The organism is Nocardia sp. NPDC087230 (genome assembly GCF_044744725.1).
Lineage (GTDB): Bacteria > Actinomycetota > Actinomycetes > Mycobacteriales > Mycobacteriaceae > Nocardia > Nocardia canadensis.
Window position 1 is genome coordinate 171,803 of sequence record NZ_JBIUYV010000004.1, and the last position, 26,277, is coordinate 198,079.

At 70.5% G+C, this 26,277-nt stretch carries 28 protein-coding genes; 13 read left to right on the plus strand and 15 right to left on the minus strand.

Going from position 1 to position 26,277, the window contains the following annotated elements; all coding sequences use genetic code 11:
- Window positions 1–2: 2 nt before the first annotated feature.
- The 4 genes from ACIO52_RS16405 (at window position 3) to ACIO52_RS16420 (ending at window position 4,232) form a co-directional block, all read left to right on the plus strand.
- The gene (locus tag ACIO52_RS16405) at window positions 3–1,148 is read left to right on the plus strand and encodes an MFS transporter (RefSeq protein ID WP_402644653.1); all 1,146 of its coding nucleotides are present in this window, start codon (window positions 3–5) and stop codon (window positions 1,146–1,148) included.
- A 439-nt stretch (window positions 1,149–1,587) separates the two neighbouring features.
- On the plus strand, window positions 1,588–2,454 hold the full coding sequence (locus ACIO52_RS16410) for an alpha/beta hydrolase (protein ID WP_342800784.1): 867 nt from the start codon (window positions 1,588–1,590) through the stop codon (window positions 2,452–2,454).
- Between the two features lie 106 nt (window positions 2,455–2,560).
- Window positions 2,561–3,769: an alpha/beta hydrolase family protein gene (locus ACIO52_RS16415; RefSeq protein WP_402644656.1), complete on the plus strand. Its 1,209-nt coding sequence runs from the start codon at window positions 2,561–2,563 to the stop codon at window positions 3,767–3,769.
- 58 nt (window positions 3,770–3,827) lie between these two features.
- Entirely contained in the window at window positions 3,828–4,232 is a 405-nt protein-coding gene (locus ACIO52_RS16420) for a helix-turn-helix domain-containing protein (protein ID WP_402644658.1), read from the plus strand.
- Between the two features lie 9 nt (window positions 4,233–4,241).
- Here the strand turns inward: ACIO52_RS16420 and ACIO52_RS16425 are convergent, their stop codons facing one another.
- Complete coding sequence (locus ACIO52_RS16425; RefSeq protein ID WP_308248668.1) at window positions 4,242–4,844, minus strand: TetR/AcrR family transcriptional regulator; 603 nt, start codon at window positions 4,842–4,844, stop codon at window positions 4,242–4,244.
- Window positions 4,845–4,904: 60 nt separating this feature from the next.
- Here ACIO52_RS16425 and ACIO52_RS16430 point away from each other — a divergent pair, with 60 nt between their 5' ends.
- Genes ACIO52_RS16430 through ACIO52_RS16440 form a run of 3 tightly spaced genes read left to right on the plus strand, consistent with a single transcriptional unit; the run spans window position 4,905 to window position 8,166 of the window.
- Window positions 4,905–5,858 (plus strand): patatin-like phospholipase family protein, encoded by a 954-nt coding sequence (locus ACIO52_RS16430; RefSeq protein ID WP_402644661.1) that lies wholly within the window; start codon window positions 4,905–4,907, stop codon window positions 5,856–5,858.
- Window positions 5,855–7,333 (plus strand): NAD(P)/FAD-dependent oxidoreductase, encoded by a 1,479-nt coding sequence (locus ACIO52_RS16435; RefSeq protein ID WP_316573846.1) that lies wholly within the window; start codon window positions 5,855–5,857, stop codon window positions 7,331–7,333. The genes ACIO52_RS16430 and ACIO52_RS16435 overlap by 4 nt, the downstream gene beginning before the upstream one ends.
- Window positions 7,330–8,166 (plus strand): SDR family oxidoreductase, encoded by an 837-nt coding sequence (locus ACIO52_RS16440; RefSeq protein WP_218721509.1) that lies wholly within the window; start codon window positions 7,330–7,332, stop codon window positions 8,164–8,166. The genes ACIO52_RS16435 and ACIO52_RS16440 overlap by 4 nt, the downstream gene beginning before the upstream one ends.
- Window positions 8,167–8,250: 84 nt before the next feature.
- On the opposite strand, the gene ACIO52_RS16445 is transcribed toward ACIO52_RS16440, so the two are convergent.
- From ACIO52_RS16445 to ACIO52_RS16465, 5 genes are all read right to left on the minus strand, one after another.
- Window positions 8,251–8,841 (minus strand): ClpP family protease, encoded by a 591-nt coding sequence (locus ACIO52_RS16445; protein WP_402644664.1) that lies wholly within the window; start codon window positions 8,839–8,841, stop codon window positions 8,251–8,253.
- 25 nt (window positions 8,842–8,866) lie between these two features.
- Window positions 8,867–9,472, minus strand: a complete 606-nt coding sequence (locus tag ACIO52_RS16450) for a ClpP family protease (RefSeq protein ID WP_218721507.1) — start codon at window positions 9,470–9,472, stop codon at window positions 8,867–8,869.
- Window positions 9,473–9,592: 120 nt separating this feature from the next.
- Entirely contained in the window at window positions 9,593–10,048 is a 456-nt protein-coding gene (locus ACIO52_RS16455; protein WP_316573848.1) for an SRPBCC family protein, read from the minus strand.
- A 181-nt stretch (window positions 10,049–10,229) separates the two neighbouring features.
- Entirely contained in the window at window positions 10,230–12,821 is a 2,592-nt protein-coding gene (gene pepN, locus ACIO52_RS16460; RefSeq protein ID WP_402644668.1) for an aminopeptidase N, read from the minus strand.
- 179 nt (window positions 12,822–13,000) lie between these two features.
- Window positions 13,001–13,948, minus strand: a complete 948-nt coding sequence (locus tag ACIO52_RS16465) for an NADP-dependent oxidoreductase (RefSeq protein ID WP_402644671.1) — start codon at window positions 13,946–13,948, stop codon at window positions 13,001–13,003.
- A gap of 70 nt (window positions 13,949–14,018) precedes the next feature.
- Between ACIO52_RS16465 and ACIO52_RS16470 the strand changes: the two genes are divergently transcribed.
- Complete coding sequence (locus ACIO52_RS16470) at window positions 14,019–14,975, plus strand: helix-turn-helix domain-containing protein (protein ID WP_316573851.1); 957 nt, start codon at window positions 14,019–14,021, stop codon at window positions 14,973–14,975.
- Window positions 14,976–15,182: 207 nt separating this feature from the next.
- Window positions 15,183–16,052 carry a phosphoribosylaminoimidazolesuccinocarboxamide synthase gene (locus tag ACIO52_RS16475; protein ID WP_402644675.1) on the plus strand — a complete coding sequence of 290 codons (870 nt, stop codon included), beginning with the start codon at window positions 15,183–15,185 and terminating at the stop codon, window positions 16,050–16,052.
- A 62-nt stretch (window positions 16,053–16,114) separates the two neighbouring features.
- Here ACIO52_RS16475 and ACIO52_RS16480 read toward each other — a convergent pair whose 3' ends face one another.
- Entirely contained in the window at window positions 16,115–16,471 is a 357-nt protein-coding gene (locus ACIO52_RS16480) for a helix-turn-helix domain-containing protein (protein WP_218721501.1), read from the minus strand.
- Window positions 16,472–16,521: 50 nt separating this feature from the next.
- Between ACIO52_RS16480 and ACIO52_RS16485 the strand changes: the two genes are divergently transcribed.
- Window positions 16,522–17,415: an NAD(P)-dependent oxidoreductase gene (locus tag ACIO52_RS16485; protein ID WP_402644678.1), complete on the plus strand. Its 894-nt coding sequence runs from the start codon at window positions 16,522–16,524 to the stop codon at window positions 17,413–17,415.
- Window positions 17,416–17,485: 70 nt separating this feature from the next.
- On the opposite strand, the gene ACIO52_RS16490 is transcribed toward ACIO52_RS16485, so the two are convergent.
- Window positions 17,486–18,217, minus strand: coding sequence for an NAD(P)H-dependent oxidoreductase (locus ACIO52_RS16490; RefSeq protein ID WP_316573853.1), 732 nt, complete (start codon window positions 18,215–18,217; stop codon window positions 17,486–17,488).
- 125 nt (window positions 18,218–18,342) lie between these two features.
- On the opposite strand from ACIO52_RS16490, the gene ACIO52_RS16495 reads away from it, so the two are divergent.
- Window positions 18,343–19,290 (plus strand): AraC family transcriptional regulator, encoded by a 948-nt coding sequence (locus tag ACIO52_RS16495; protein ID WP_402644681.1) that lies wholly within the window; start codon window positions 18,343–18,345, stop codon window positions 19,288–19,290.
- Here ACIO52_RS16495 and ACIO52_RS16500 read toward each other — a convergent pair whose 3' ends face one another.
- Genes ACIO52_RS16500 through ACIO52_RS16510 form a run of 3 tightly spaced genes read right to left on the minus strand, consistent with a single transcriptional unit; the run spans window position 19,291 to window position 20,680 of the window.
- Window positions 19,291–19,722, minus strand: a complete 432-nt coding sequence (locus tag ACIO52_RS16500; RefSeq protein WP_218721498.1) for a nitroreductase family deazaflavin-dependent oxidoreductase — start codon at window positions 19,720–19,722, stop codon at window positions 19,291–19,293.
- A 45-nt stretch (window positions 19,723–19,767) separates the two neighbouring features.
- Window positions 19,768–20,244 carry an NUDIX domain-containing protein gene (locus ACIO52_RS16505; protein WP_402644684.1) on the minus strand — a complete coding sequence of 159 codons (477 nt, stop codon included), beginning with the start codon at window positions 20,242–20,244 and terminating at the stop codon, window positions 19,768–19,770.
- Window positions 20,245–20,269: 25 nt separating this feature from the next.
- A complete protein-coding gene (locus ACIO52_RS16510) occupies window positions 20,270–20,680 on the minus strand; it encodes a MarR family winged helix-turn-helix transcriptional regulator (RefSeq protein WP_218721496.1) in 411 nt (136 codons plus the stop codon).
- 72 nt (window positions 20,681–20,752) lie between these two features.
- Here ACIO52_RS16510 and ACIO52_RS16515 point away from each other — a divergent pair, with 72 nt between their 5' ends.
- On the plus strand, window positions 20,753–21,166 hold the full coding sequence (locus tag ACIO52_RS16515; protein ID WP_218721495.1) for a MarR family winged helix-turn-helix transcriptional regulator: 414 nt from the start codon (window positions 20,753–20,755) through the stop codon (window positions 21,164–21,166).
- Window positions 21,167–21,233: 67 nt separating this feature from the next.
- Here ACIO52_RS16515 and ACIO52_RS16520 read toward each other — a convergent pair whose 3' ends face one another.
- From ACIO52_RS16520 to ACIO52_RS16530, 3 genes are all read right to left on the minus strand, one after another.
- Complete coding sequence (locus ACIO52_RS16520) at window positions 21,234–22,484, minus strand: RNA polymerase sigma factor (RefSeq protein ID WP_402644688.1); 1,251 nt, start codon at window positions 22,482–22,484, stop codon at window positions 21,234–21,236.
- Window positions 22,481–22,876 carry a YciI family protein gene (locus tag ACIO52_RS16525; RefSeq protein ID WP_218721493.1) on the minus strand — a complete coding sequence of 132 codons (396 nt, stop codon included), beginning with the start codon at window positions 22,874–22,876 and terminating at the stop codon, window positions 22,481–22,483. Before ACIO52_RS16525 ends, ACIO52_RS16520 begins: the two co-directional genes overlap by 4 nt.
- Window positions 22,877–22,982: 106 nt before the next feature.
- Window positions 22,983–24,203, minus strand: a complete 1,221-nt coding sequence (locus tag ACIO52_RS16530) for an FAD-dependent oxidoreductase (RefSeq protein ID WP_316573857.1) — start codon at window positions 24,201–24,203, stop codon at window positions 22,983–22,985.
- A 144-nt stretch (window positions 24,204–24,347) separates the two neighbouring features.
- Between ACIO52_RS16530 and ACIO52_RS16535 the strand changes: the two genes are divergently transcribed.
- A complete protein-coding gene (locus tag ACIO52_RS16535; RefSeq protein ID WP_316573858.1) occupies window positions 24,348–24,992 on the plus strand; it encodes a disulfide bond formation protein DsbA in 645 nt (214 codons plus the stop codon).
- A gap of 46 nt (window positions 24,993–25,038) precedes the next feature.
- On the opposite strand, the gene ACIO52_RS16540 is transcribed toward ACIO52_RS16535, so the two are convergent.
- Window positions 25,039–26,268 (minus strand): M48 family metallopeptidase, encoded by a 1,230-nt coding sequence (locus ACIO52_RS16540; RefSeq protein WP_255588607.1) that lies wholly within the window; start codon window positions 26,266–26,268, stop codon window positions 25,039–25,041.
- Window positions 26,269–26,277: the final 9 nt, after the last annotated feature.

Consider the following 26,277-nt stretch of genomic DNA (forward strand, 5'->3'; position numbering starts at 1 on the left):
ACATGCGACGTGAACATCTCGCCTGGGCCGGACTCGCGGCGATGACCGTGTCGTTCGGGCTGAACTTCACGATGGGCGTGTTCTTCGCCCCGACGGCCGCGGCCTACGGCGTCTCGGCGACGGCACTGGCCGTCGCCGCCGCGCTGGGCACCACGGTCACCGGGCTGGCGCAGCAGGGCATCGGCAGGCTGCTGGATCTGTTCGGGCCCAAGCTCGTGCTGATCGGCGGGCTCACCCTGATCTCGAGCAGCTATCTGGTGCTGGCCACCGTCACCGAGACCTGGCAGTTCGTCGCGGCGTACATGGTGCTGGGCGGACTCGGCTTCGCGTCGTCGTCGACGCTGACCGTGACGACGCTGCTCGGCCGCGCGCACGGCCCGCAGGCCGGACCCGCCATGGCGCGGGCCGCGATCGGCATCAACCTGGGACAGCTGATCACGCCATGGGCGGCCACGGCGCTGTTCGAGCCGATCGGGGTGCGCGCCACCTTCGCGCTGCTGGGCGCGATCGGGCTGGCCGCCACCGCCGCGCTGTGGGTGCTGCTGCCCACGGATCAGCGGGCGGCGACCAGCGCCGGTGCGGGGGAGTCGCTGGCCGATCGATGGAAAGTGCTGGTGTCGTTCGGTTTACACGCGGCGACCCTGTACGTGGTGGTGCTGATGCTGCCCAAACACGCCGTGGAGCAGGGCTGGTCGGTGGCGGGTGCGGGCAGGCTGGTGGCGCTGGCCGCCCTGGCGGCCGGGCTCACCTCGGCGGCGATGGTGCGACTGTTGCGCCGCTACCCGCCGGAATCGCTGCTCCGGGTGCTGTATTCGGTACGCCTGGCCGCCCTGCTGCCCGCTCTGTTCGTGCCCGGGCCCCAGGTGCTGGTCGTGGTGGCCGTGCTGTTCGGCATCGCCTCGTTCCCGGTCATCCCACTGACCATGGCCATCCTGTCGCGCGGCCTCGACCCGGCGCGGATGGGCCGCACGCTCGCCCCCGCCTGGGTGATCCACCAGCTGGCCGCCGCCGCCGGCCTCGGCGTGGCCACCGTCGTGCACGCCCTCACCGACAGTTACCGCGGCTATTTCGCGCTCGGCCTGGTGTTCACCGTCGCCGCCGCCGCACTGATCACTCCGGTCCGCCACCGCGAACCGGTCACCGTCTGAAAGGAACACCCGATGACCGAGCTTCCGGCGATCCCGGATTCGGCGCTGGTGGCCGAGGCCACCGAGCTGGTCCGCGCCGCGGCGAGTCCGCTGATCTACCACCAACCCCCGCCGCGTCTACTACTTCGGCGCGCTGCGCGGGGCGGCGTCCGGCCCGAGCTACGACCCCGAGATCCGCTACGTCTGCGCCATGTTCCACGACCTGGGCCAGACCCGGCGCTACCGCTCCGGCAACCAGCGTTTCGAGATCGACGGCGCCGACAGATCCTCGCCGCCTTCACCGAGGCATCCGCGACCGCCCCGACACCACCTTCGGCAACGTGAAAGCCGACGTGCCGGCACATTGCGTCCCCGGCTTCCGGCGCGGCGACTTCGTCGAGGCCGTCCAGAACTCCACCTGGTCCGAGTAATCACACCCATCGAAAAAGAGAGATCCAGCATGAGCCAGATCAGCCACAACACCGTCCAGATCCAGGGGCAGACCGTCTTCTATCGCGCGGCGGGCAACCCGGAAAACCCCACCCTGCTACTGCTGCACGGCTTCCCGAGCAGCTCGGCCATGTTCCGCAACCTGATCCCGGCTCTCGCCGACGACTACTACGTGATCGCGCCCGACCATCTCGGGTTCGGCCAGTCGGGCGCCCCGAGCGTCGAGGACTTCGACTACACCTTCGACTCGCTGACCGACATCACCCTGGAATTGCTCGACACCCTCGGTATCGAGCGCTTCGCGATCTACATCCAGGACTACGGCGCCCCCATCGGCCTGCGCATCGCCTCGCGCCACCCGGAGCGGATCACCGCCATCATCACCCAGAGCGGCAACGCCTACATGGAGGGCTTCACGCCGTTCTGGGAGGTGCTGTTCGCGCACGCGAACGACCGCGTCACCCACGAACCCGAGGTGCGCAAGCTGCTCGAGCTCGACGCCACCAAATGGCAGTACACACACGGTGTTCCGGCCGATCGGCTGGCGTTGGTCAGCCCGGACACGTGGACCCTCGACCAGGCCTACCTGGATCGCCCCGGCAACAAGGAGATCCAGCTGCAACTGTTCTTCGACTACAAGAACAACCTCGACGGCTACCCCGCGTTCCAGAAGTACTTCGCCGAGCATCAGCCGCCGACGCTGATCGCCTGGGGTGAGCACGACGAGATCTTCGGCGCCGACGGTGCCCGTGCCTACCTGCGCGATCTGCCCGACGCGGAACTGCACCTGCTCGACGCCGGTCATTTCGCGCTGGAGTCGCACGGACCGGAGATCGCGGCGCTGATCCGCGACTTCCTCGGCCGGGTGCTGCGCTGAGTCCGGGGGACGGCCGGGCCTCCCGGCCGTCCCCGCGGCATCGAGTACCCTGATCGGCGGTTTACCGGCCGCGCGTGGCGGCCGTTCGGTGGCACGTGGGGGGAACATGCGGACAGGAATCGCTCGGGTGATCACGGCCGCCGCGGTGGCCTGTCTGGCCGTGACGGCGGCGGCCTGTGGGCAGGACACGGCGAGCGTGACCGAGGTCGCGGGCACTCCCCGGTCCGACTTCTATTCGCCCCCGGCGGAATCGATTCCGGGACCGCACGGCTCGGTGATCCGGACCCAGCCCGTCACCGGTTCGCAGGCGGTGCCGGGAGCCAGGAACTTCCTGGTGCTGTATCGATCGGTCGACGCGCAGGGCAAGCCCGTGGCGGTCTCGGGCACGCTCGCCGTGCCGGAGGGGACACCGCCCGCGAGCGGCTGGCCGTTGCTGTCCTGGGCGCCGGGCACCAACGGGGTCGCCGATGTGTGCGCGCCCTCGCGCGCCGAGGGGTCCTCGCCGGGCAAGGACGAACAGGCGCGCTGGGTCGCCAAGGGCTACGCCGTGGCCAGGACCGATTATCAGGGCCTGGGCACGCCGGGCGACCACGGCTATCTGATCGGCGAGACCGAACAGCGGGCGATGAGCGATATCGCCACGGCCGCACGAGAAGTCGACAAGACCGTGGGCGCGCGCTGGGTGGCGATGGGGCATTCGCAGGGCGGGCACGCCGCCTTGTTCGCCGCGAGCGCGGCTGGGGCGTGGGCGCCGGGCGCGCCACTGCTCGGCGCGGTCGCGCTGGCCCCCGCCTCCCATCTCGGCGAACAGGTCAGGATGGCGAAGTGGGCGGTGTCGAATCCGCTGGGCAAGCTCGGCACCGGTGACATCTCGCTGTATGTGCCCCTGCTGGTGCGTGGCGCGCAGACCGTCACCGATGTCGATCCCGGCCGGTTCCTCACCGGCCGCGCGGTCTCGTTGCTGCCGCTCGCGGACTCCGAATGCACCGCGGGACTGCGGGATCGGAGCAGGTGGGGTGGGCTCTCGGCGAAGGACGTGTTCACCGAGGACGGCGATCCGTCCGGCCTGCTGCGAGTCCTCGACGACAACGATCCCAGCGGATTGCGGTTCGCGGCACCGGTGCTGGTCCTGCAGGGACGCTCCGACCTGACGGTGCCGCTGAAGTCGACCGACGCGATGGTGGCCGAACAGCAGCTCAACGGCCAGTCCGTCGACTACCGCAAGTACGACGACGTCGACCACAGCGGCATCGTCGCCGCCGGGTTCGCCGACGCGCTCGGCTGGGTGGACACCCGCTTCGGCATCACCCGCTGAGTTACGCCCACAGCAGAAGAACCGGGTGTGTCGGGACCGGCGTCCCTACGCTCGACGTATGGGCGAACACAACGGGTTGCGGGTGATTCCGGGCGGACGCGGCGAAAGGCGGCCGCGCCCCGAACCGTTGTGGCGCGAAGCCCTCGGTGAGCGGTTGCGGAGCCTGCGGCTCGAGCAGCGCTCGACGCTGGTCGACACCGCGGGGCGCGCGGGCATCTCGCCGCAGTACCTGTCGGAGGTCGAGCGCGGCCGCAAGGAACCCTCCAGTGAGATGATCGCGGCGCTGGCCGGCGCGCTCGGCACCTCGCTGAGCGAGCTGGTCGGCCAGGTGGCCGAAGCCATGCGCGGCCGGGTCCCGGCCCGGGCCGTGGTGGTCGGCGGCGACCGCAGCATCGCCACGCCCGTTCGGCCCGCGTCCGCGCAGAACTCGTTCGCCCCCAACGCCGTCCTGCTGGCGGCCTGAGCCGGACGGTTACGCCGTCAGGACGGATGCGAGCAGGCCGCGCAGCAGGTCGACCAGCGCGCTGACCGGCATCTCGGGATCGATCGCGCGCTGCACGCCGAGACCGATACCCAGCGAGAGCAGCTGCACGGCGGCATCGTCGGCCGAAATGGGCAGCTCGAAGCCCATCTCGTCGGCCTGGACCTGGATCAGTGAGCCGAGCACCGCGGTCATCGACCGCCTGCGCTCGGCCAGTTCGGTGCGCACCTCGGGCATGTGCCGGGTGCTGGTGGCGAATTCGACTTCGAGCGCGGTCCAGCCGACATCACCGATGTTCTCGTCGGCCCAGCGCGCGAAGCGTTCGATCCGCTCCGCCATGGAATCGCCGGTCAGCACCGCCGCGGCGAGGGATTCCGCGCGCTCGACGTGCACGACGTCGATCACGGCCAGGCCGAGTTCGTGCTTGGTGGCGAAGTTCGAGTAGACGGCGCCCTTGGAGAAGCCGGCCTCGGCGGCCACCTTCTCGAGGGAGGTCACGTTGTAGCCGTCGGCGAGGAACAGCCGCTTGGCGGTCTCGACCAGTCGTTCGCGGGTCTGTGCGTGCGATTCCTTACGCGTCATCCGGGCGGCCACGGACCCAGTCTAGCAAATCTGGGGTACCGCTGGAATTCGAATACCGTTAGTATCCGAGTTATGACTACACGACGTGGCCTCGCCATCGGATGCGGCGGCATCCTCGGTTTCGCCTGGACCGCGGTCGCCCTCGACGCCGTCGAACAGGCGCTCGGCTGGGATGTCCGCACCGCCGACGTACTGATCGGCACCTCCGCGGGCGCGGAGATCGTCGCCGCGCTCGGCTCCGGCCGGACCCCCGGCGATCTGCTCGCCGCTCTCGACGGCGCGCCCGGCGCGGATCCGGTCCTCGCCGACCACGTGGCCGTGGATCCCGGCATGACGCCGCCGGTACCCGCCCTCGGACTGCCCGGCCTCGGGCTGGTCGGCGCCGGTATGCGCAGCGGCTCGGTGTACACCGCGCTGGCCGGACTGCTGCCGAAGGGGCGTGGCGACGCCGACTGGCTGCGCGCGTTCGGCCGGGCGCTGACCCCGCGCGGCGGCTGGGTCGACCACCCGGCGACCTGGCTGGTCGCCGCCGACCCCCGCACGGGCGAGCGGGTCGCCTTCGGATCCCCGAGCGCGCCGACCGTCGACCTCGGCACGGCCATCGCCGCCTCCTGGGCCATCCCCGGCTGGTTCCCGCCGGTGCCGGTGCGCGGGCGCGCCTTCGTCGACGGCGGCGCGGTGTCCTCGGTGTCGGCCGATCTGCTGGCCCCCCTCGACCTCGACGAGGTGGTGGTCGTCGCGCCGATGACCACCGAGGGCGGTGCGTCCGCGACCGGCCTGAGCCGCCTCGAGCGCCTCCTGCGCGCTCAGATGACCCGCGGCCTCGACCGCGAGGTGGCACTGTTGCGCGCTGCGGGCACCCGGGTGATCCGGGTCGAACCCGGTCCCGCCGAACTCGCGGCCATGGGCCCGAACTTCATGGACTCCGCCCGGCGCCCGGCCACCCTGGCCGCCGCCCGCCGAGCCGTCCCCGCCCGGGTCGCCGAGGCGATCCGGACCGCTGTCGTCGAAGGAGAAATCGTATGAGTCACCACGAAGTGGTCGTGATCGGTGCGGGCATCTCGGGCATCTGCGCCGCCGTCAAGCTCGCCGAGGCGGGCGTGGAGGATGTCGTCATCCTCGAGAAGGCCGAGACCTTCGGCGGCACCTGGCGCGCCAACACCTATCCGGGCTGCGCCTGCGACGTGCCCTCGGGCCTGTACTCGTTCTCCTTCGCGCCCAACAGCGAATGGTCGCGGCTGTTCGCGACCCAGCCCGAGATCCTCGCCTACGTCGACGGGGTGGCCCGCGACAACGGCTTGCCCGCCCGTACCCGCTTCGGGGTGGAAGTGCTCGGCGCCAGCTGGGATGACACCGACCGCCGGTGGCGCCTGGACACCAGCACCGGCGAGCTGACCGCCCGCTTCGTCGTCTCGGCCGCCGGGCCGTGGAACGAGCCGCGCGTTCCCGAGATCCCCGGCCTGGCCGAGTTCCCCGGCGAGGTGTTCCACTCCGCGCGCTGGAACCACGACTACGACCTGCGCGGCAAGCGCGTCGCGGTGGTGGGGACCGGCGCCTCGGCGGTGCAGTTCGTGCCCGCCATCCAGCCCGACGTCGCCGAGCTGCACCTGTTCCAGCGCACCGCGCAGTGGGTGCTGCCCAAGCTGGACCACCCGGTGCCCGCCATCGAGAAGCGGGTGATGCGGCGCTTGCCGTTCGCGCACAAGGCCTTGCGTTCGGTCGAGTACGGGCTGATGGAAGCCCTCGGCGTGGCGTTCCGCAACCCGCGGCCGCTGATGCAGACCGTGCAGAAGGTCGGCTCGGCGTATCTGCGCGCGGTGGTGCGTGACCCGCGGCTGCGCGCCAAGCTCACCCCCGACTACCTGCTCGGCTGTAAGCGAATCCTGTTCTCCAACAGCTACCTCCAGTCGCTGACCAAGGACAACGTCGACGTGCACGCCACCGCCGTCGCCGAGTTCCGCGGCAGCACCGTGCACGGCGCCGACGGCAGCACCGCCGAGGTCGACGCCGTCATCCTCGGCACCGGCTTCCACATCCTCGACACCCCGCTGGCCGACATCGTGCGCGGCGCCGACGGCCGCACCATGGCCGAGCACTGGCAGGGCTCGCCCGAGGCCTACCTCGGCACGGTCACCACCGGCTTCCCCAACGCGTTCACCGTGCTCGGCCCGAGTCTGGGCACCGGCCATTCCTCGGCCTTCGCGATCCTGGAGGCCCAGGTCGACTTCCTGGTCTCGGCGATCGCGAGCGCCCGGCGCCGCGGCTGGGCGGTCCTGGACGTGCGTCCCGAGGTGCAGGCCCGCTACGTCGAGCAGGTGCAGGCGGCGCTGACCGGCACCGTCTACAACGCGGGTGGCTGCCAGAGCTACTACCTGGATGCCAACGGCCGCAACAGTTTCAGCTGGCCCTGGTCCACCGGCGAACTGACCCGCCGGGTCAGCGCCTTCGACCCCGACGACTTCAGCATCACCCACGACGACGAGATGGCGGTACCGGCATGAGCTACCCACGGATCGATCTGAACGGCGCGCTGGTCGCCATCACCGGCGCCGCGCGCGGCATCGGTCTGGCCACCGCCGCGGCCTTCGCTGCCAAGGGCGCCTATGTCGCGCTCGGTGACCTCGACGAGGCGCTGGCGGTGCAGGCTGCCGAGGGCCTCGGCGATCGAGCGCTGGGCCATGTCCTCGACGTCACCGACAAGGCCTCGTACGCGGCCTTCCTCGCCGCCGCCGAGAAGTGGCGCGGCGGACCGCTCGACGTACTGGTGAACAATGCCGGCGTGATGCCCAACGGCGCCTTTCTGGACCAGTCCGACCGGATCGACCAGCTCACCATGGAGGTCAACGTCTACGGCGTCATCCACGGGATGCGGCTGGCGCTGCCCGGAATGGTGGCGCGCGGCTACGGCCACGTCGTGAACGTCGCTTCGCTGGCGGGCAAGTTCCCGATCAAGGGCCTGGCCGTGTACAACGCCAGCAAGTACGCCGTGGTGGGGCTGACCGCGGCGACCCGGCTGGAGATGGATTCCACCGGCGTGAGCGTGAGCGCTGTGCTGCCCTCGGCGGTGCGCACCGAACTCAGCTCCGGCATCGACTACGGCATCCTGCCCGCCGTCGACCCCGAGGACATCGCCGCCGCCGTGGTCCGCAGCGTGCGGACCAGGGCCGCCGAGACCGCGGTGCCGTCGTATGTGGGGCTGGCGGCCGATGTCGCCGGGCTGGTGCCCGAGCCGGTGATGCGGGTCCTGCGCAAGGCCGCCAACGACGACGCCGCGATCACCCGGGTCGACGACCGGGTGCGCCGGGCCTACCTGGATCGCATCGAAAAGCAGTGAGCCGTTGCTGAATCGCCGGCTGTGCTCGCACCGCATCCCGCGGGGGTCGGCTGGGCCGATCCCCGCGGGCGCACAGCCCGGCGATCACTCCCGCTCGTGCAGTACGCGGTCGACCAGGCCGTACTCGAGCGCGGTCGCGGCGGTGAACACGCGGTCGCGGTCGGTGTCGCGCCGCAGGGTCTCCGGGGACTGCCCGGTGTGCTTGGACAGGATCGCCTCGATCGCCGCGCGCATCCGGACGATCTCGTCGGCCTGCAGGATCAGATCCGGAATGGTGCCCTGACCGCGAGTCGCGGGCTGGTGCAACACGATCCGGGTGTGCGGCAGCATCGCGCGATGCCCCGCCGCGCCCCCCGCCAGCAATACCGCGCCGACCGCGATGGCCTGGCCGACACAGGTGGTGTGCACGGGCGCCTTGATGAAACTCATCGTGTCGTAGACGGCGAGCATGGCGGACAGATCGCCGCCCTCGCAGTTGATGTACAGGCTGATCGGCTGGCCGGGGCTGTCGGATTCCAGGTGCAGCAGCTGGGCGATGAGCGCGTTGGCGACCCCGGAATCGATGGGTGTCCCGAGATAGACGATCCGTTCGCTGAGCAGGTGCGAGTAGATATCGGTGATCCGCTCACCGCCGCGATGCTGGGACACGACATTGGGAATCGTATAGCTGGTCATGGGTTCTCCTCTGCGAGAGCGTGTCTCACGCGGTGATGCCGATGCGGTGACGGTTGGGGATGACCTGGTCGAAGGATTCGACGATGTGGTCGATGAAGCCGTATTCCTTCGCCTGGGTGGCGGTGAACCAGCGGTCGTGCAGGGAGTCCTCGTAGACGCGATCGAAGGGCTGGCCGGTGTCGGCGGCGATCAGGCCGAGCACGGTGTCGACGGTGTAGCGCAGATCGTCGGCCTGCACCTCGACTTCGACGGCGCTGCCGCCGATTCCGGCCGAGCCCTGGTGCATGAGGATGCGGGCGTGCGGTAGCGCGAACCGGCGGCCGGGCGCGCCGGAGGACAGCAGGAACTGCCCGGCGCTGCACGCCAAGCCGAGGGCGAGGGTGGAGACCTCGCACGGGACCAGCCGCATCACGTCGCGGATGGCGAGCATCGAGGGCACCGAGCCGCCGGGGGAGTGGATCCACAGCGAGATCGGCGCCTCGGGGCCCTGCGCGGCCAGGGTGAGGAGCTGGGTGATCAGCAGGGTGCCGTTGTCGTCGTCGAGCGCGCCGTCCAGTACCAGGATTCGGCGCCCGAACAGCTGTTCGCGCGCCCGCCAGCTGAACATCGGGGTCTTGTCGTCGTGTGCCATGTCCCCACGGTGCCTCGCCCGCACCGTGTTTCGCGCCTTTTGCTGCCCCCAGCGGATCTGCTCACAGCAGCGAGCGAATCCACGGGATCGGCGCACGCCGCCTCGGTCCGTCCCGGTGAGTCAGCCCGCGGGTGTCGCGGCGAGTTCCTCGGCACAGGTGTCGAGGATCTGCCCGAAGACCCGGCCGATGAGCGGCTTGGCGAGGAGGCGGGTCACCGGTCCGCCCAGCAGCGGGACGCTGACCTCCGAGGTCGTGGTCCAGACGACCCGCGTGCCGCCGGGTGTGGCGGTGAAGGTCAGGGTACCGCCCTCGTGTCGCGCGGGCGGGAAGCTCCGATCGACCACGTAGTCGAACGAGCGCGGTGCGTCGTAACGGGTGATCCGCTCGTGGAAGTGGCCGATCAGCCAGGTGTGCCGGCGGATCGCTCCGACACCGTAGGGCGCGCCCTGCCCCGGAGTGATGAGCTTGTCGCGGAGCACCCAGCGCGAGCGCTCATAGTTGGTGGTGTCGGCGCACCAGTCGAAGACCTGCTCGATCGGTGCCGCGATCACGCGTTCGACGACGACAGTTTCCATCCCGCTTCTCCCTCGAGGTCGACAGGGAGGAATTCCCCCGAATTGAATACTACTTCACGTAGTAGAGCGGGGTGGCCGAAAATCGCTGCGCCGCACAAGCGCAACGGGACGTGAGGCGGCGGGCAGAACGGCCGATGGCCCCGATCCGCCGCGGGGGATCGGGGCCATCGGGTGGTCCGGCTTACTTGGCGTCGAACTCCCTGGCGCGCAGCGAACGTTCGATGCCGGCCCGGCCCTCGGACACCAGGCGGTACAGGGCGGGCGGGTGATCGCCCGCCAGGAACTCGTCGGCCTTGGCGACCGCGTCCTCGCTGATCGCCCAGTGCGGGTACAGGCCGACGACGACGGTCTGGGCGACCTCGCTCGACCGGCGCTCCCACACCGCCGGGATCTCGGCGAAGTACTTGTCCACATACGGCGCGAGCAATGCGCCCTGACCGGCGGGCGCGAAGCCGCCGACGATGGCGCGGGCGGTGATGTTGGGCACCGAATCGTCACCCATCACGGTGTTCCAGGCCTGCGCCTTCACCTCGGCGATCGGGCGCGCGGTGGCCGCCGCCGCGGCCTGGCGCTTGCCCGCCGCGGTCGGATCGCCCGCCAGCTCGGCGTCGATGGTCGGCGCGTCGATCCCGTCGGCGTCGATCCGGCCCGCCGCCGCCAGGGCGGTGACGATGCGCCAGCGCAGATCCGTGTCGACGGTCAGCCCTGCCAGACCGGCCGCGGCCGGATCACCGTCGAGCAACTGGGCCAGCACCTCGGTGTGGCGCGGTGCGAGCTCGGCCGCGGTGAGCGCGTTGACGAAGGCCAGCTGGTGATCCGAGCCCGCCTCGGCGGCACCGGCCAGCTCGAGCAGCCGGTCGGCGAAGCCGGGCCAACCCTCCTGGTCGGCCCATCCCGGTTCGGCGTAGCTGGAGAGGGCGGTGGCGGCCTGCATGAGCAGGCGCTGCACCACGCCGATCTCGGACTCCGCGCCGATCCCGCGCTGCACCAGCGCGACGAAGTCGCGGGCCTTCATCTCGGCCTGACGGGTCATCTCCCAGGCCGCCGACCAGGCCAGCGTGCGCGGCAGCGAGTCGGCGATGTCCCCGATGCGCTGCACGACCACGTCGAGCGAATCGGGATCCAGACGCAGCGAGCAGTAGGTGAGGTCGTCGTCGTTGACCAGCACCAGTTTTCCGCGTGCCACGCCCGCCAGCTCGGGTACCTCGGTGCGTCCGGTCGCGTCGAGGTCGAGCTCGGCGCGGTGGGTGCGCACCAGCTTGCCGTCGACATCGTCGTAGACGCCGACCGCGATCCGGTGCACGCGGTGCTCGCCGGCGCCGGGCTCGGCGCCCTCCTGCACCACGGCGAAGCTCGAGAACGTGCCGTCCGGCGCGACGAGGAAGTCGGGACGCAGGATGTTGAGGCCGGTGGTCTTGAGCCACTGCGCGCCCCAGCTCGACAGGTCACGGCCCGACGCCTTCTCCAGCGCGGCCAGCAGATCGTCGAAAGTGGCGTTGCCGTAGGCATGTTCGGCGAAGTAGTCACGCAGACCGGCCAGGAACGGCTGCAGGCCGACATAGGCGACGAGCTGCTTGAGCACCGAAGCGCCCTTGGCGTAGGTGATGCCGTCGAAGTTGACCTCCACCGCATGCAGGTCGGGGATGTCGGCGGCGATCGGGTGGGTCGAGGGCAGCTGGTCCTGGCGATAGGCCCAGGACTTCTCCACATTCGCGAACGTGGTCCAGGCGCTGGTGTATTCGGTGGCCTCGGCCTGGCACAACACCGAGGCGAAGGTGGCGAAAGACTCGTTGAGCCACAGGTCGTCCCACCACTTCATGGTGACCAGGTCACCGAACCACATGTGCGCCATCTCGTGCAGCACCGTCTCGGCGCGGCGCTCGTAGGACGCGCGCGTGACCTTGGACCGGAAGACGTAGTCCTCGAGGAAGGTGACCGCGCCCGCGTTCTCCATCGCGCCCGCGTTGAACTCCGGCACGAACAGCTGGTCGTACTTGCCGAAGGCGTACGGCACGCCGAAGTTGTCGTGGTAGAAGGCGAAACCCTGCTTGGTCTCGGTGAACAGGCGCTCGGCGTCCATGTGCTCGGCCAGCGAGGCGCGGCAGAACAGGCCGAGCGGGATCTCGCCGTGGCTGTCGGTGTAGGTGTCGGTCCACCGCGCGTACGGGCCGGCGATCATGGCGACCAGGTAGGTGCTCATCTTCGGGGTGGTCACGAAGGTGTGCCGCACGACCGCGCCGACCTTGTGCTCCTCGGCGGTGGCGCCGTTGGAGACGACCTTCCAGTCACCGGGCGCGGTGGCGACGATGTCGAAGGTGGCCTTGAGGTCGGGCTGGTCGAAGCAGGCGAACATCCGCTTGGCGTCGGCGGTCTCGAACTGCGAGTACAGGTAGACGTTGTCGTCGGCCGGATCGACGAAGCGGTGCAGGCCCTCGCCGGTGTGCGAGTACTCGCAGTCGGCCTCGACGACGAGTTCGTTGGTCGCGGCCAGCTCGGGCAGCGCGATGCCGGTCGACTCGTCGTAGTCGCTCACATCGAGCGGGGTGCCGTTGAGGACGGCCGAGCGCACCCGCGCGGCCACCAGGTCGATGAAGGTGCTCGCGCCGGGGGTGGCGGTGAAGGTGACGGTGGTCTTCGAACCGAAGGTGTCCGACACTTCCGAACCCGCGCTGCGCGGCTGGTCGGTGAGGTCGAGTTCGATCCGATAGTTCTGCACGGCCACCGTCGCGGCGCGTTCGACCGCCTGGTCGCGGGTGAGATTCGGGGCGGACATAGATCTCCTTCGTCGTCGACGAACACGGCACTTCTCGCGCGTTCCGGTTCGCACCGGTGCGCACATCAGCGTCCACAATGCCACTTGCCGTGCGGCGTCGCTCACGAGTTTCCCGCCGATGCAGCGCCGCCCGCGCGCACCGGCGGCGCCGCCACGCACCGGTGGCGGCGCGGGCCCGGTCAGCGCATCGTGACGACGAGTTTCCCGAGCGTCCGATCCGTCTCGCCGATCGCGTGCGCCTTCGCCGCCTCGGCCCGCGGGAACACCCCGGCGATGGTCGGGCGGATGGTGCCGGCGGCGAGCAGGTCGGCGACCGCGTTCATGCCCGCGTGATCGGCCTCCACGAGCAGCGCGGCGAACCGGACGCCCCGCTCGGCGGCCGCGGCCCGCAGGTCGTCCTGGGCGCCGGCCCGGATGGTGACGAGCAGGCCGCCGGGTCGCAGCGTGGGCAGCGACCGGTGGGAGTTCTCCTCGCCGAGCGTGTCGAGCACCACATCGACGTCGCGCACGACCTGCGCGAAATCGACCTCCCGGTAGTCGATCAGTTCGTCGGCGCCCAGCGCGCGCAGGTGCTCGTGCTTGGGCGCGCTCGCCGTCCCGATGACATACGCGCCCCGCGACTTCGCAATCTGCACCGCGAGGTGGCCGACCCCGCCCGCGGCCGCGTGGATCAGCACCCGCTGGCCCGCCTCGAGATTCGCGGTGTCGACCAGCGCCTGCCAGGCGGTGAGCGCGGCCAGTGGGGTCGCCCCGGCCACGATGTGGTCGATCCCCGCGGGCTTGCGGGCGAAGGCGCGCGCGGGCCCGACGACGTACTCGGCCAGCGAACCGTGCCCGTGCGGATAGGGCAGCATCCCGAACACCTCGTCGCCGGGCGCGAACAGGGTGACGCCGAAGCCGACCGCCTCGACGACACCGGAGACGTCCCAGCCGAGGACGAACGGCGGTGCGGGCAGGAACAATCCGGGGATCGCGCGATGTTTCCAGTCGGTCGGGTTGAGGCCGGCCGCGTGCACCCGGACGAGCAGCTGGCTCGGACCGGGGAGGGGGCGGGGGAGTTCGACCTCGTGCAGGACCTCGGGTCCGCCGAGGGAGTCCTGGCTGATGGCGCGCATGGTGTCGGTCATGGGGTCAACGGTGCCGGGTGCGACCCGGCGAGAAAATGGCAAGATTGTCATCCTCCGATAGAATCGTGCCATGCATCGCGTGGTGGTCCTGGCGCTCGACGGCGTCTACCCGTTCGAACTCGGTACGCCCCAGCGGATCTTCGGCACCCTCGACGACCGCTACGAGGTACTCACCTGCTCGGCCGACGGGCGGCCGGTGCGGACCTGCGCCGACTTCCGGATCGCCGTCGAGCACGGTCCCGAGCTGCTGGCGACCGCCGACACGGTGGTGATTCCGGCCTCCGACATCACCGAGGCGTTGCACGGGCTCGGCGAGGTGACCCTGGGCGCGCTGGCGCGGATCCGGCCCGGCACCCGGATCGTGTCGATCTGCACCGGAGCGTTCGTCCTGGCGGCGGCGGGTTTGCTGGACGGGCGGCCCGCGACCACGCACTGGCGCATGGCCGACTCGTTCCGCAGGCACTTCCCCCGGGTCCGGCTCGACCCGGACGTGCTGTTCGTCGACGACGGCGACGTCCTGACCTCGGCGGGCGCGGCCTCCGGCGTCGACCTGTGCCTGCACATCGTGCGCGCCGACCACGGCAGCGCGGTGGCCAACCACGTGGCGCGCCGCTGCGTGGTGCCGCCGTGGCGCGAGGGCGGTCAGGCGCAGTACATCGACCAGCCCGTCCCCGATCCCGCGATGGCCAGCACCGCCGCGACCAGGCACTGGGCGCTCGAACACCTCGAGCTTCCGCTGACCATGGCGGAACTGGCCGGGCACGCGCGAATGAGTCAGCGCACCTTCGCGCGCCGCTTCGTCGATGAAGTGGGGACGAGTCCGGGTCGCTGGCTCACCCAGCAACGCGTCGCCAGGGCCAGGCTCCTGCTCGAGGCCAGCGATCTGTCGGTCGAGCAGATCGCGAGCCGCGTCGGCTTCGCGACGGGCACCTCGCTCCGCCAGCACTTCCAGGTCGCCGTCGGCGTCGCCCCGCTGGCCTACCGCCGCACGTTCCGCGTCGCCGATGGCGAGCGCGCGACCGCCTGAGCGGCAACCCCGCCGACCGCGGCTGGTCCGGCTGCGCACCGGCGACCGTCATCGCGGCGCGGCTACGGCCAGGCTGGGCACACGTCGGCGACCGCCGTCGCGGCCTGGGTGAGAGCGCGCCGCATCGGAATGTGACCGCCCTCGCGTCGTGGTGACCAGGTCGGATTCGGTGCCGGGGGTGGCCGGTACAGTCCTTGCATACCGAGGATGTACGCCCACCCAGGATTCGGAGGCTCGACGTTGAAGCATGTGCACGCCGGGAAAGTTCGTGACCTCTACGAGGACGGCGACACCCTGCTGCTCGTCGCGTCGGACCGCGTCTCGGTCTACGACGTCGTGCTGCCGACGCCGATTCCGGAGAAGGGCGCGCTGCTGACGCAGCTGTCGAACTGGTGGTTCGAGTACTTCACCGGCATTCCCAACCACGTGGTCTCGGCCACCGACGTGCCCGCCGAGTTCGCCGGGCGCGGTATCCGGGTCAAGCCGCTGAAGATGGTCCAGGTCGAGTGCATCGCGCGCGGGTACCTGACCGGGTCGGGGCTCAAGGAGTACCAGCAGTCGGGCACCGTGTCCGGTATCGCGCTGCCGCCGGGGCTGCGGGACGGCGACAAGCTGCCCGAGCCGATCTTCACCCCCTCCACCAAGGCTGCCGAGGGGCACGACGAGGCGATCAGCTTCGCCGACGTGGTGAACCAGGAGGGTCGCGAGGTGGCCGAGCGGCTGCGCGATCTCACCCTCGAGATCTACTCGCGCGGTGCCGAGCACGCGGCGAAGGCGGGTGTGATCGTCGCCGACACCAAGGTCGAATTCGGCTGGGACGGTGACGTTCTCACCCTCGGCGACGAGGTGCTCACCTCCGACTCCTCGCGTTTCTGGCCCGCCGACGAGTGGGAGCCGGGCCGCGCCCAGCGCTCCTTCGACAAGCAGTTCGTGCGCGACTGGTCGACCTCCACGGGCTGGAACAAGGAGTACCCGGGCCCGGAGATCCCCGCCGACGTGGTCGAGGCGACCCGGCGCAAGTACGAAGAGGCCTACGAGCGCATCACCGGCAAGACCTGGAGTGGCATCCAGTCCTGAGGTTTCCGCGACGCCCGTCGGTGAACGGGCGTCGCGCCCCCTCTCTTCGCGATCGTGGGGCGTCAGTGCACCGGCGCGAGAACGCCTTTGACCTCGCAGATGTGGTCCATATGCTCGGTGCCCCACGCGCCGAGCGTCACCAGCGCCGCATTGAGTGAGACCCCGAGCTCGGTGAGGGAGTACTCCACCTTCGGTGGCACCTGCGCGTAGACCTCGCGGTGGACGATGCCGTCGTGCTCGAGTTCGCGCAGCTGCTGGATCAGCATCTTCTCGGTCACCCCGGGGACCAGTCGCTTCAGGTCGCCGAAACGCTGGGTGCCGGTGGACAACGCCCACAGGATCAGCGCCTTCCACTTGCCGCCGACGACATCGAGCGCGGCATCGATACCGCAGGAATACGGACGCTCTCGCTGCTTCATGCTCGCCTTACTTACTTTTTGGTGAGTATTGGACTTGATAGTCGGTACTTGTGCAGTGTAGCGCTACCGGCGAATCTAGGAGTGCGTTGCCGACCGGCAACCAGAACTCCGAACCAAGGGGAAACATGACCAACTCGGCGACGGCACAGCGGGTTTCGGTGCTCGGTCTCGGCGCGATGGGCACGGCGCTGGCGCGGGCGCTGCTCGCCGGCGGCCACCAGGTGACGGTGTGGAACCGCACCGCGGCGCGGGCCGAGGCGCTGGTGGCCGAGGGCGCGGTGCTCGCGGCGACCTCCGCCGAGGCGATGGCGGCGGCCGATCTGGTGATCCTGTGCGTGCTCGACGACCCGGCGGTGCGTGAACACGTCGAGCCCGCCGCGGCGCGACTGCGCGGTCGCACCGTGGTGAACCTGACCACCACCACGCCGGAGCAGGCACGGTCGCTGGGCGCGTGGGCGCTGGCCAACGAAGTCGACCTGATCGACGGCGGCGTCATGGCCGTGCCGTCGATGATCGGCGGACCGGCGGCGTTCGTGCTCTACAGCGGCGCGACCGCGGCCTTCGAGCGGTTCCGCGCCGTGCTGGAGCTGTTCGGCCGCGCCGAGTTCGTCGGCGCGGATTTCGGCGCCGCGGCGATGTACGACCTGGCGATCCTGGGCGGCATGTACTCGATGTTCGCCGGCTTCCAGCAGGGCGGCAAGATGGTACGCACCACCGGTGGCACCGCGGCGCACCTGGCCACGCTGATGGCGCCGTTCCTGCAGGCGATGACGACCATGCTCGCGCAGTACGCCCCCGGCATCGACGACCCGGAGAACTACGTCCCGGAGCAGAGCGCCGAATTCACCGCGGGCGCACTCGGCACCATCGACAAGGCGGCCGCCGAATCCGGCACGCCCACCGAACTCTTCGGTGTCCTGCTGCGCGCACTTCCCGGCATCTAGCCGCCGTGGGAGACCGCCGTCGGGCGCGATCGCGCGGTGACCGGGCCGGTCACCGCGCGATCGCCGGTCCTCAGGCGTTCACCAGCTGCGCGGCCAGGAAATCGTCGACGAAGCCCTCGGCGGTCGCCTCGAACGCGGCGTAGTGCGCGATGCGGGCATCGCCGCTGATCGCCTCGCCGATGATCAGGTTGCCTTCGGCGTCCAGGCTCTGCGGCTGATCCTCGGCGTCGGGAAGCAGACCGACGCGAGAGTCGGCGAAACCGCTGTAGTAGGCCAGACCCGCGCTGAGCTGGGCTTCCAGCAACTGCTGCATGCCGGGCAGGATCTCGTCGCCCGCGGTCGCACCCGCCAGGCCCAGCCACAGGATGCGCTTGCCCGCCAGGCGCGGCTTGCTGCGGCCGTAGGCGAATCCGTAGTTCCAGACGCTGTCGATCCAGCCCTTGAGCGTCGCGGGCACGCTCTGCCAGTAGACCGGGAACACCACGACCACCACCTCGGCGGTCAGTAGCCGCCGCATGTGCGCCTCGGTCCCGGGGGAGTACCGCTTGTCGCGGTCGCCCCAGTCGGGCTGGTCTGCCACGGTCATTCGCGGGTCGAAGTTCTCGGCGTGCAGATCCAGGAAGTCGATCGTGTACCCGGCGGCGGTGAGCCGGTCGGCCGCGCGGCGCGCGATATGGGCCGACAGCGAGTCGGCGCGGTGGTGGGCGAGCACGACAAGCGCTGTGCGAGTGTCCGATTCGGACTGCTGCGACCCGGTGGTGGTCGGGCCGGTCGGCACGGTGGTGATGGGCGACTGCGACACGGTGGGCTCCCTGTTCGATCGTGGTGTGGGGCGGTGCGCCCCGTGTCTTCGAGTCAACCGCGATTCGCGTGGACGATCTATGGGTGATCATCTCGGGTTGATAGGAGTTCGTCTACGCTGGTGGCATGGATCCGTTGAGTTCACTGCTGAGTGGCATCCGTGCCGACGGCTCGGTCCTGGCCCACGCCGTCCTGCGCGCGCCGTGGACGATCCACTTCGCCGACCGGGCGCCGCTGATCATGGTGTGCGTCCTGCGCGGTGGCGGCACCCTGGTGCTCGCCGACGGTTCGCGCACCCGCCTCGTCGCGGGCGACACGGCGGTGGTGCAGGCCGCAGAACCGTTCCGGCTCATCGACATCGACACCGCCGACGATCGCCCACCGGTGGAATACGAACTGTCCTGCTTCGTGCCGAACGGCTTCGGACCGGCCGATCTGAGCTGTGCCACACAGGAATTGATCGAGGAGGTCGGCGAAACCGGTGCCCCGGAGGAGACCTCGATGATCGTGGGAGCCTATCGCGCCTCGGGCAGGCGACACGAGCGGCTGTTGCGCGCCCTGCCGCCGGTGATGGTGGTCGCCGCCGACAGCGATGTGTGCGCCTGGCTCGAGGATTCCGCCGCCGAGGCCGTCCGGCACAGCGCGGGCTCGCAGGCCATGATGGACCGCCTGCTGGACTGGGCGCTGGTCTGCAACCTGCGCACCTGGCTCGCCGAACAGCAGCACTGCGCGCCCGCCTGGTATCGCGGGATGGCCGACCCGGTGGTCGGTCCGGCACTGGAAGCCATCCACGCCAAACCGTTCCAGCGCTGGACGGTCGCGAGCCTGGCCGCCGAGGCCGCGGTGTCACGGGCGTTGTTCGCCAAGCGGTTCACCGAGGTGATCGGCGAACCGCCGCTGACGTATCTGACCGAATGGCGGATGGCCGAGGCCGAGGAACTGCTCGCCGATCCCGCGCGCAGCGTCGCTCAGGTGGCGACCAGTGTCGGCTACTCCGACGCCTTCGGGTTCAGCGCCGCGTTCAAGCGCTCGCGCGGCAGCAGCCCGACGGAGTTCCGGGCCGCCCTGGTCTGATCAGGTGCGCGGGGTCAGGAGGACCAGCGGGATCTCCCGGTCGGTCTTGGTCTGGTAGTCGCCGTAGCCCCGGTAGCCCGCGACGACCCGGGGCCACAGTGTCGCCCGTTCTTCGGGGGTGGCGATGTGGGCCGTCATCGGGCGGGTCGGGCCGGTCTGCAGCGACACCTCGACGTCGGGGTTGTCGCGCAGGTTGAGATACCAGGCCGGGTGGGTCGGATCGCCGCCGCGGGAGGCGACCACGACGATGGTGTCACCGTCGACGACCGGCGCGGTCAGCATCACCTTGCGCGGCGTGCCGGATTTGCGGCCGATCGTGGTCAGCTCGAGGGACGGCATCCCGAAGATGCGGTTGCCGACCCGGCCGCCGGTGAGCGTGAGCAGGGCGCGGTGACCGGCGTTCATGATCTTCAGCTGCAGGTCGCTGGGCATGACCGCAATCTACTCCGCGTCCGTGAACGCCCGGGGCACGCGAGGTCAGCCGATCAGCTCGGTCAGCCGGGTGAGGAAGGGGCGCTGACCTTTTCCGAGTTTGTCCAGCGCGGTGGCCGGATCGAACCAGGCCGCCCGGTCGATCTCGGGGAACTCGGCGCGGCGGCCCGAGCGCGGCGGCCACTCCATCTCGAACGTTCCCGGGACCACGTCGGCCGGATCCAGATCGCCCTCGACGGCCCACGCGGTGACGGTCTTGCGCCGGCTCCCGCTGCCGTATCGCACCTCGCCGAGCGCGGTCCATTCGCCTTCGGGCACCGGCAGGCCGAGCTCCTCGGTGAACTCCCTGGCCGCGGCCACGCGCGCCGATTCCTCCTCGGGGACGTACTCGCCCTTGGGGATCGACCACGCCGAGGCGTCCTTCTTCGCCCACAGCGGGCCGCCCAGGTGTCCGAGCAGCACCTCGATCCCGTCCGCGCCGTGCCGATAGACCAGGACGCCCGCGCTGAATACCTCCGTCACGAACCAGAGTCTGCCATCCGCGCGGTCAGTCGAGGCCGTCGACGAACCGGCCGAGCAGGCGGGCGAACTCGGCGCGGTCGGCATCCGGCCAGCCGGTCATCGCGCGGTCGAAGGCGCCGCGGCGGCGCTCGTGCGCGCGGTCGAGCAGGTCCCGGCCCTGCTCGGTGAGCACCAGCAGTGAGCGTCTGCCGTCGGACTGGTCGGCGGCGCGGCGCAGGTAGCCCGCGGTCACGGCGGCCGCGACGAGCTTGCTGGCGCGGGGCTGGTCGACGGCCAGGGCTGCGGCCACCGTGGACACCGTCGGGGCGGTCGCGTCCTCGACGACATCGAGCACGTCGAAGGCTTGGCCGCTCGGCGCGTCCGCCGCCAGGGTGCGCCGGGTCTGCCGCCGCCGGATGGTGATCATCGCCCGTTCGATCCGCTCGACCTCGTCCACGGGCTCATGCTACCTTTTGAACATATACATGCAATAGGACATGTAATTGTTGATAGACATGAAAGGTGGACGATGACCGAGCGCAGATTGATCGGCTATCAGGTCAAACGCCTGGACCGACTCATCGAAGCGACCTTCGATCGGGCGGTGGACAGTGTCGGGATGTCGCGTCGGGAATGGCAGACGCTCACCACGATCGTCCGGGACCCCGGCGCCGATCCGGTCGACGCGTTGCGTCCGTTCTGGGACTCCGCCGACGAGTCGATCACCGATGTCACCACCGCACTGGCCACGCGGGGCTGGATCGCCCGCGCGGACAGCGGTCGGTGGGCGGCCACCGACGTCGGTCGGGCGGCGCACGAGTCCGCCGCCCGGTCGGTGGGCGCCATCCGTGGACAACTGGCCGAGGGGATTACCGCGGCCGAATTCGCCGCGTTCACCGACACTCTCGCGCACATGATCGCCAACCTCGAGCAGTCGGGCTAGCCGACCACGGCCAAGCGAGGCCGGATCTCGGCGCGAGCCCGCCGGGCTTCCCCGCCCGGGCCGACGCTCAGTGGGCGGGCGTGGTTTCCGCAGGCCGCTGCGGCGCGCCCGCCGCGCCCGACCGCACGCGGGCGGCGCGCAACAGCAGGTAGTCGCGCTCCGGCACGCTCGCCGTCTGCTTCGCGGCCAGCTGATACTGCGCGACGGCGGCGGCGTCCTCGCCCGCCATCTCGTGCAGGTGCCCGCGTACCGCGGCGAGCCGGTGGGAGCGGGCCAGCGGCTCGGCCACCGTGTCGGCGACCGCGAGCCCGGCGGCCGGGCCGTGCACCATGGCGGTCGCCACCGCCCGGTTCAGGGTGACCATCGGATTCGGGTTCGCCCGTTCGATCATGGTGTAGAGCACCAGGATCCGGGCCCAATCGGTGTCCTGGACGCGCGCGGCCTGGGCGTGCAGGCCCGCGACCGCGGCCTGGAGTTGGTAGTTCCCGGTGAGCCCGGTGGACATCGTCGCGGTGAGCAGGCGCAGGCCCTCGGTGATCTGGGCGCGATCCCAGCGGGTGCGATCCTGCTCGTGCAGCGGGACCAGTTCGCCGTGCGGACCCGAGCGCGTGGCCCGGCGGGCATCGGTGAGCAGCATCAAGGCGAGCAGGCCGGTGACCTCGGTGTTCTCGGGCAGCAGGGCCCGCAGCGCGCGGGTCAGCCGGATCGCCTCGGCGGAGAGGTCGCCGCGGCGCAGCCCCGCGCCCGCGCTGCTGGTGTGACCCTCGGTGAAGATCACGTACAGCACCTGCAGCACCGCGCTCAGCCGCGCGCTGTCCTGCGCGCCGTCGGCGAACGGACGCTCCGATTCGGCCAGGCGCTTCTTCGCGCGGGAGATGCGTTGCGCCATGGTCGCTTCCGGGACCAGGAAGGCGGCGGCGATCTCGGCGGTGCTCAGGCCGCCGACGGCGCGCAAGGTCAGCGCGATCGCGCCGGCGGGCGGCAGATCGGGGTGGCAGCACAGGAAGTACATGTCGAGGGTGTCGTCGCGGCCGCTCGCCTCGACCGGCACCTCGCGCACGAACACCGTGGTCTCCCTGCGCCGCCGCGCGACCTCGGCGCGTACCGCGTCGGCCATCCGGCGCTGGGCGACCTGGATCAGCCAGCCGCGCGGATGCTCCGGTAGTCCCTCGGTCCGCCATTGGGTCGCCGCGGCCAGCAGCGCGTCCTGCACGGCATCCTCGGCCAGGTCGAAATCGCCGAACCGGCGGACGAGAACACCGAGTACCTGCGGGGCGAGTTCGCGCAGCAGGTCCTCGATGCGGGGCGTCGTGCTCACTCCGCGGGCGCGCTCATGACCTGGCGCACCTCGATGTACTCGCCGATCGGCTTGCCGCCGGGCCCGGGCGCGGCCGAGGCCTGCGCGGCGATCTCGATCGCGCGCTCGCGCGAGTCGACGTCGACGACCCAGTAGCCGGCCAGGAACTCCTTGGTCTCGGGGAACGGGCCGTCGGTGACCACCGGCGCCGAGCGGCCGTCGGAGACCACGATCAGCGCCTGATCCGGTCCGGCCAAGCCCTGGGCCTCGACGAGTTCGCCCGCGGCGGCGAGCTGTTCGCCCAGCGCCCGCTGGAAATCGATGTGGGCGGCGATGTCCTCGGGCGCCCACTCGGGCAGCGGGGTGCTGCAGTAGGCGGCGTCGGCGTAGGTCTTGACCAGCATGTACTTCATCGCATAGCTCCTGGGGTCGCGGGCGCCCGGCGGGCGCGCTCGAGACATGGTCGGAGCCGGCGCGCGCTGTTCGACACGTCGGCTCCGGCCTGTGATGTGAACTGGATCACAGTGGAATGTCGGGGTCGGCCAGCCGCTCCGGATCGACCGGCTCGCCCGCCAGGATCAGCTGCTTGATTCGCTCGGTCACGTCCCAGACGTTGACATTCATGCCCGCCACGACCCGGTTCTGCGGGTCCAGCCAGAACGTCACGAACTCGCGTTCGGCCTGGTCCCCGCGCACCACCACGCGCACGTCGTCATCGCGGCCGACATAGCCGGTGTACTCCATGCCGACGTCGTACTGATCGCTGAAGAAGTACGGGAGCCGGTCATAGGAGGCGGGCTTGCCCAGCATGGTCAGCGCCGCCACGGCGGGCTGATTGAGCGCGGTGGCCCAGTGCTCCACCCGGACGGGCCGGTTCAGCACCGGATGCTGCTGCTCGGCGATGTCGCCGACGGCGACCACGTCCGGGTCGCTGGTGCGCAGCGCCGCGTCGACCACCACACCGCCGTTCGTCGCGAGCCCCGCCGCCAGGGCGCCCTCGATATTGGGTGCCGCGCCCACCGCGACCAGCACCGCCTCGGCGGGCACCACGGTGCCGTCACCGAGCTGCACGCCGGTCGCCACGCCGTCCTCGGTCAGGATCATCTCGACGGTGGTACCGGTCCGCAGGTCGACCCCGTGCGAGCGATGCAGCTCGGCGTAGAACGCGCCCATCTCCGGACCGAGCACGCCGACCAGCGGCAACTCGGCCGACTCGAGCACGGTGACGTCGACCTGCCTGGCGCGCGCCTGGGCGGCGACCTCGAGCCCGATCCACCCCGCGCCGATGATCACCAGTTTGCGGTGCGAGCGCAGCAGCTCGGCGATCACCTCCGAATCCCCGATCGTGCGCAGCGTGTACACATTCGGCGCGGCGGCACCGGGGATGGGCAGCATGCGTGGACGTGAGCCGGTGGCCAGCGCCAGCTTGTCGTAGGTCAACGTGGAGCCGTCGGGCAGCGTCACAGTGTGGGCGGCCGGATCGAAGGCCGTCGCGGTGGTGCCCAGCCGCAGGTCGATGTGGTGATCGCGGTACCAGGATCCCTGGTCGACGGTGAAATCGGGCAGCTGCTGGGTGCCGGCCAGATGCTGTTTGGACAGTGGGGGCCGCTCGTAGGGCAGCTCCTCCTCGGCGGCGAGCACGGTGACCCGGCCGTCGAAGTCGTTGGCGCGCAGAGCCTCGGCCAGCTTGGCTGCACCGAGTCCGCCGCCGATGACGACGAAATGCTGATTCGAGCTCATGAACGGACTCCTTCTCGCGGACGACCGGACTCCCTCGCCTCGAGCCTAGTGCGCGCGATGGCGCACGGGAACGATTCCGGTCGTCGCGGGGTTGCACCAACCGGTGGGCGCGTCGCCCCGCCGAGCTGACCCGAGAGGAAAATCGTGAGCGATCAGGCCACGAAGGACGTCGTCGATTTCTGGTTCGATCCGTTGTGCCCCTGGTGCTGGATCACGTCCCGCTGGATCCTCGAAGTGGAGAAGGTGCGCGACATCGAGGCACGCTTCCACGTGATGAGTCTGTCGGTGCTCAACGAGGGCAAGGACGACCTGCCCGAGCGCTACGTCGACCTGATGGCCGCGGGCTGGGGACCGGTCCGGGTCGCCGTCGCCGCCGCCGAGAAGTCCGGCGACGAGATCCTGTTGCCGCTCTACACCGCGCTGGGCACCCGCATCCACGAGCGCAAGGACGAGTACCAGCGCGACTCCGTCGCCGAGAGCCTGGCCGCGGTCGTCGCCGACGCGCTGGCCGAGCTGGATCTCCCCGCCGAGCTCGCCGAGGCCGCGACCAGCACCGACTTCGACGAGGCGCTGCGCGCGAGTCACCACGCGGGCATGGACAAGGTCGGCCCCGATGTGGGTACCCCGACCATCCACGTCAACGGCGTGGCGTTCTTCGGTCCCGTGCTCTCGCGCATTCCGCGCGGCGAGGACGCGGGCCGGGTGTGGGACGGCGTGGTCGCGCTGGCCTCGTACCCGCACTTCTTCGAGCTCAAGCGCACGCGGACCGAGGACCCGGTCTTCGACTGAGCGACGAACGGGGTGCCGGACTCCTCGGTCCGGCACCCCGCCGTGCTCACACCGGCTTCGGCGGGAGCGCGCGCGGCGCGGTGATCGGTGGATAGCCGCCCGGCGGTGGGATCGCGCCGGGATGGGGCGCGCTCGGGCGCAGGAACATCGGACCGTGTCTGCTGCGGTCGCGCAGTGCCCACATCCGCCAGGTGAGGACCGGATGGCTGGACATGGCGTTGATCAGCCAGACGAACCCGCCCTTCTCGATCGCGGCCCGATCGGCCATCTCGTCGAAACCGACCTGCGCGTTGAGGTACTTGCCCGCGGCCAGCGTCCCCATCGCGCCGGGCGCGCCCTGATACCGATTACAGAATCCGTGGTTGTCCGCGGTGTACTCCTGGGCCCGGATCAGCGAGGACCCCAGGATCGGCAGCCACGGCGCGACGAACATGCCGAGCTGGCGCCAATACGACACGTGCCCCGCGGCGATATGGCCCACCTCGTGGCCGATGATGAAGGCCAGCGCGTCGGGATCGCGGGCGGTGCCGCCGATTTCGAACAGGTCGCTGTAGACCACGACGAACCGGCGGAACCCGTGTCCGGAGGCGAACGCGTTGATCTGGCCGTTGCCGAGCACGACATAGGCGTCGGGCACCTTGCTCATGCCGAACCGCGCGGCCGCCTCCTGCACCATCCGGTAGCCCTCGGGGAACTGCGTCGGCGACATCTTCACGCCGTTGATCCGCTGGGTCGCGTAGTTGAGACCACGACCCATCCACAGCAGCACCGGCGCGAACACCAGCAGCAGCACATACGGACTGGTCAGGATCGAACCGCTGTCGACCGGCTGTCCCTTGTCGTCGAGCACCGGCTCGGCGAAGAACTCGACCAGCAGGATCAGCGCCACGAGCAGATACGCCACCGTCGTGAACATGATGACGACCACCAGCAGCGGGATCTCCCACGAATGCCGGGCCGGCATCCCGTATGGAGACAGCCCGCGCGGCTGATGCCGCGGCGGGATCGGCGGACCGCCGGGCGGGTGGTAACCGGCCTGCGGCACCGGGGGATACGGGCCGGGGTACTGGGGCGCGGGCGCGTACGGTTGGGCCGGGAAACCGCTGGTCGGCGGGACTGGCTGGGCCCACGGAGACGACGCGGAGCCGGGGTGCGGGGGTGGAACGGGGGTGTCGCCGGTGGTCTTGTCGAGCGACGGTGCCGACTCGGCGGGTGGGCCGGAATGCCCCGGTGGGGGACCTGCCGAAGGCGGCTGAAGCGGTTCGTGCGGGTGCATGAAACGACT

Coding starts and splice junctions, on each gene's coding strand:
- ACIO52_RS16525 (WP_218721493.1), bottom strand. CDS start 22,876: ATGAAGTACATGCTGGTCAAGACCTACGCCGACGCCGCCTACTGCAGC.
- pepN (WP_402644668.1), bottom strand. CDS start 12,821: ATGTCCGCCCCGAATCTCACCCGCGACCAGGCGGTCGAACGCGCCGCG.
- ACIO52_RS16405 (WP_402644653.1), top strand. CDS start 3: ATGCGACGTGAACATCTCGCCTGGGCCGGACTCGCGGCGATGACCGTG.
- ACIO52_RS16540 (WP_255588607.1), bottom strand. CDS start 26,268: ATGCACCCGCACGAACCGCTTCAGCCGCCTTCGGCAGGTCCCCCACCG.
- ACIO52_RS16475 (WP_402644675.1), top strand. CDS start 15,183: ATGTACGCCCACCCAGGATTCGGAGGCTCGACGTTGAAGCATGTGCAC.
- ACIO52_RS16450 (WP_218721507.1), bottom strand. CDS start 9,472: ATGGCACACGACGACAAGACCCCGATGTTCAGCTGGCGGGCGCGCGAA.
- ACIO52_RS16465 (WP_402644671.1), bottom strand. CDS start 13,948: ATGACCGACACCATGCGCGCCATCAGCCAGGACTCCCTCGGCGGACCC.
- ACIO52_RS16420 (WP_402644658.1), top strand. CDS start 3,828: ATGGGCGAACACAACGGGTTGCGGGTGATTCCGGGCGGACGCGGCGAA.
- ACIO52_RS16530 (WP_316573857.1), bottom strand. CDS start 24,203: ATGAGCTCGAATCAGCATTTCGTCGTCATCGGCGGCGGACTCGGTGCA.
- ACIO52_RS16470 (WP_316573851.1), top strand. CDS start 14,019: ATGCATCGCGTGGTGGTCCTGGCGCTCGACGGCGTCTACCCGTTCGAA.
- ACIO52_RS16415 (WP_402644656.1), top strand. CDS start 2,561: ATGCGGACAGGAATCGCTCGGGTGATCACGGCCGCCGCGGTGGCCTGT.
- ACIO52_RS16495 (WP_402644681.1), top strand. CDS start 18,343: ATGGATCCGTTGAGTTCACTGCTGAGTGGCATCCGTGCCGACGGCTCG.
- ACIO52_RS16440 (WP_218721509.1), top strand. CDS start 7,330: ATGAGCTACCCACGGATCGATCTGAACGGCGCGCTGGTCGCCATCACC.
- ACIO52_RS16515 (WP_218721495.1), top strand. CDS start 20,753: ATGACCGAGCGCAGATTGATCGGCTATCAGGTCAAACGCCTGGACCGA.
- ACIO52_RS16410 (WP_342800784.1), top strand. CDS start 1,588: ATGAGCCAGATCAGCCACAACACCGTCCAGATCCAGGGGCAGACCGTC.
- ACIO52_RS16480 (WP_218721501.1), bottom strand. CDS start 16,471: ATGAAGCAGCGAGAGCGTCCGTATTCCTGCGGTATCGATGCCGCGCTC.
- ACIO52_RS16455 (WP_316573848.1), bottom strand. CDS start 10,048: ATGGAAACTGTCGTCGTCGAACGCGTGATCGCGGCACCGATCGAGCAG.
- ACIO52_RS16435 (WP_316573846.1), top strand. CDS start 5,855: ATGAGTCACCACGAAGTGGTCGTGATCGGTGCGGGCATCTCGGGCATC.
- ACIO52_RS16500 (WP_218721498.1), bottom strand. CDS start 19,722: ATGCCCAGCGACCTGCAGCTGAAGATCATGAACGCCGGTCACCGCGCC.
- ACIO52_RS16430 (WP_402644661.1), top strand. CDS start 4,905: ATGACTACACGACGTGGCCTCGCCATCGGATGCGGCGGCATCCTCGGT.
- ACIO52_RS16445 (WP_402644664.1), bottom strand. CDS start 8,841: ATGACCAGCTATACGATTCCCAATGTCGTGTCCCAGCATCGCGGCGGT.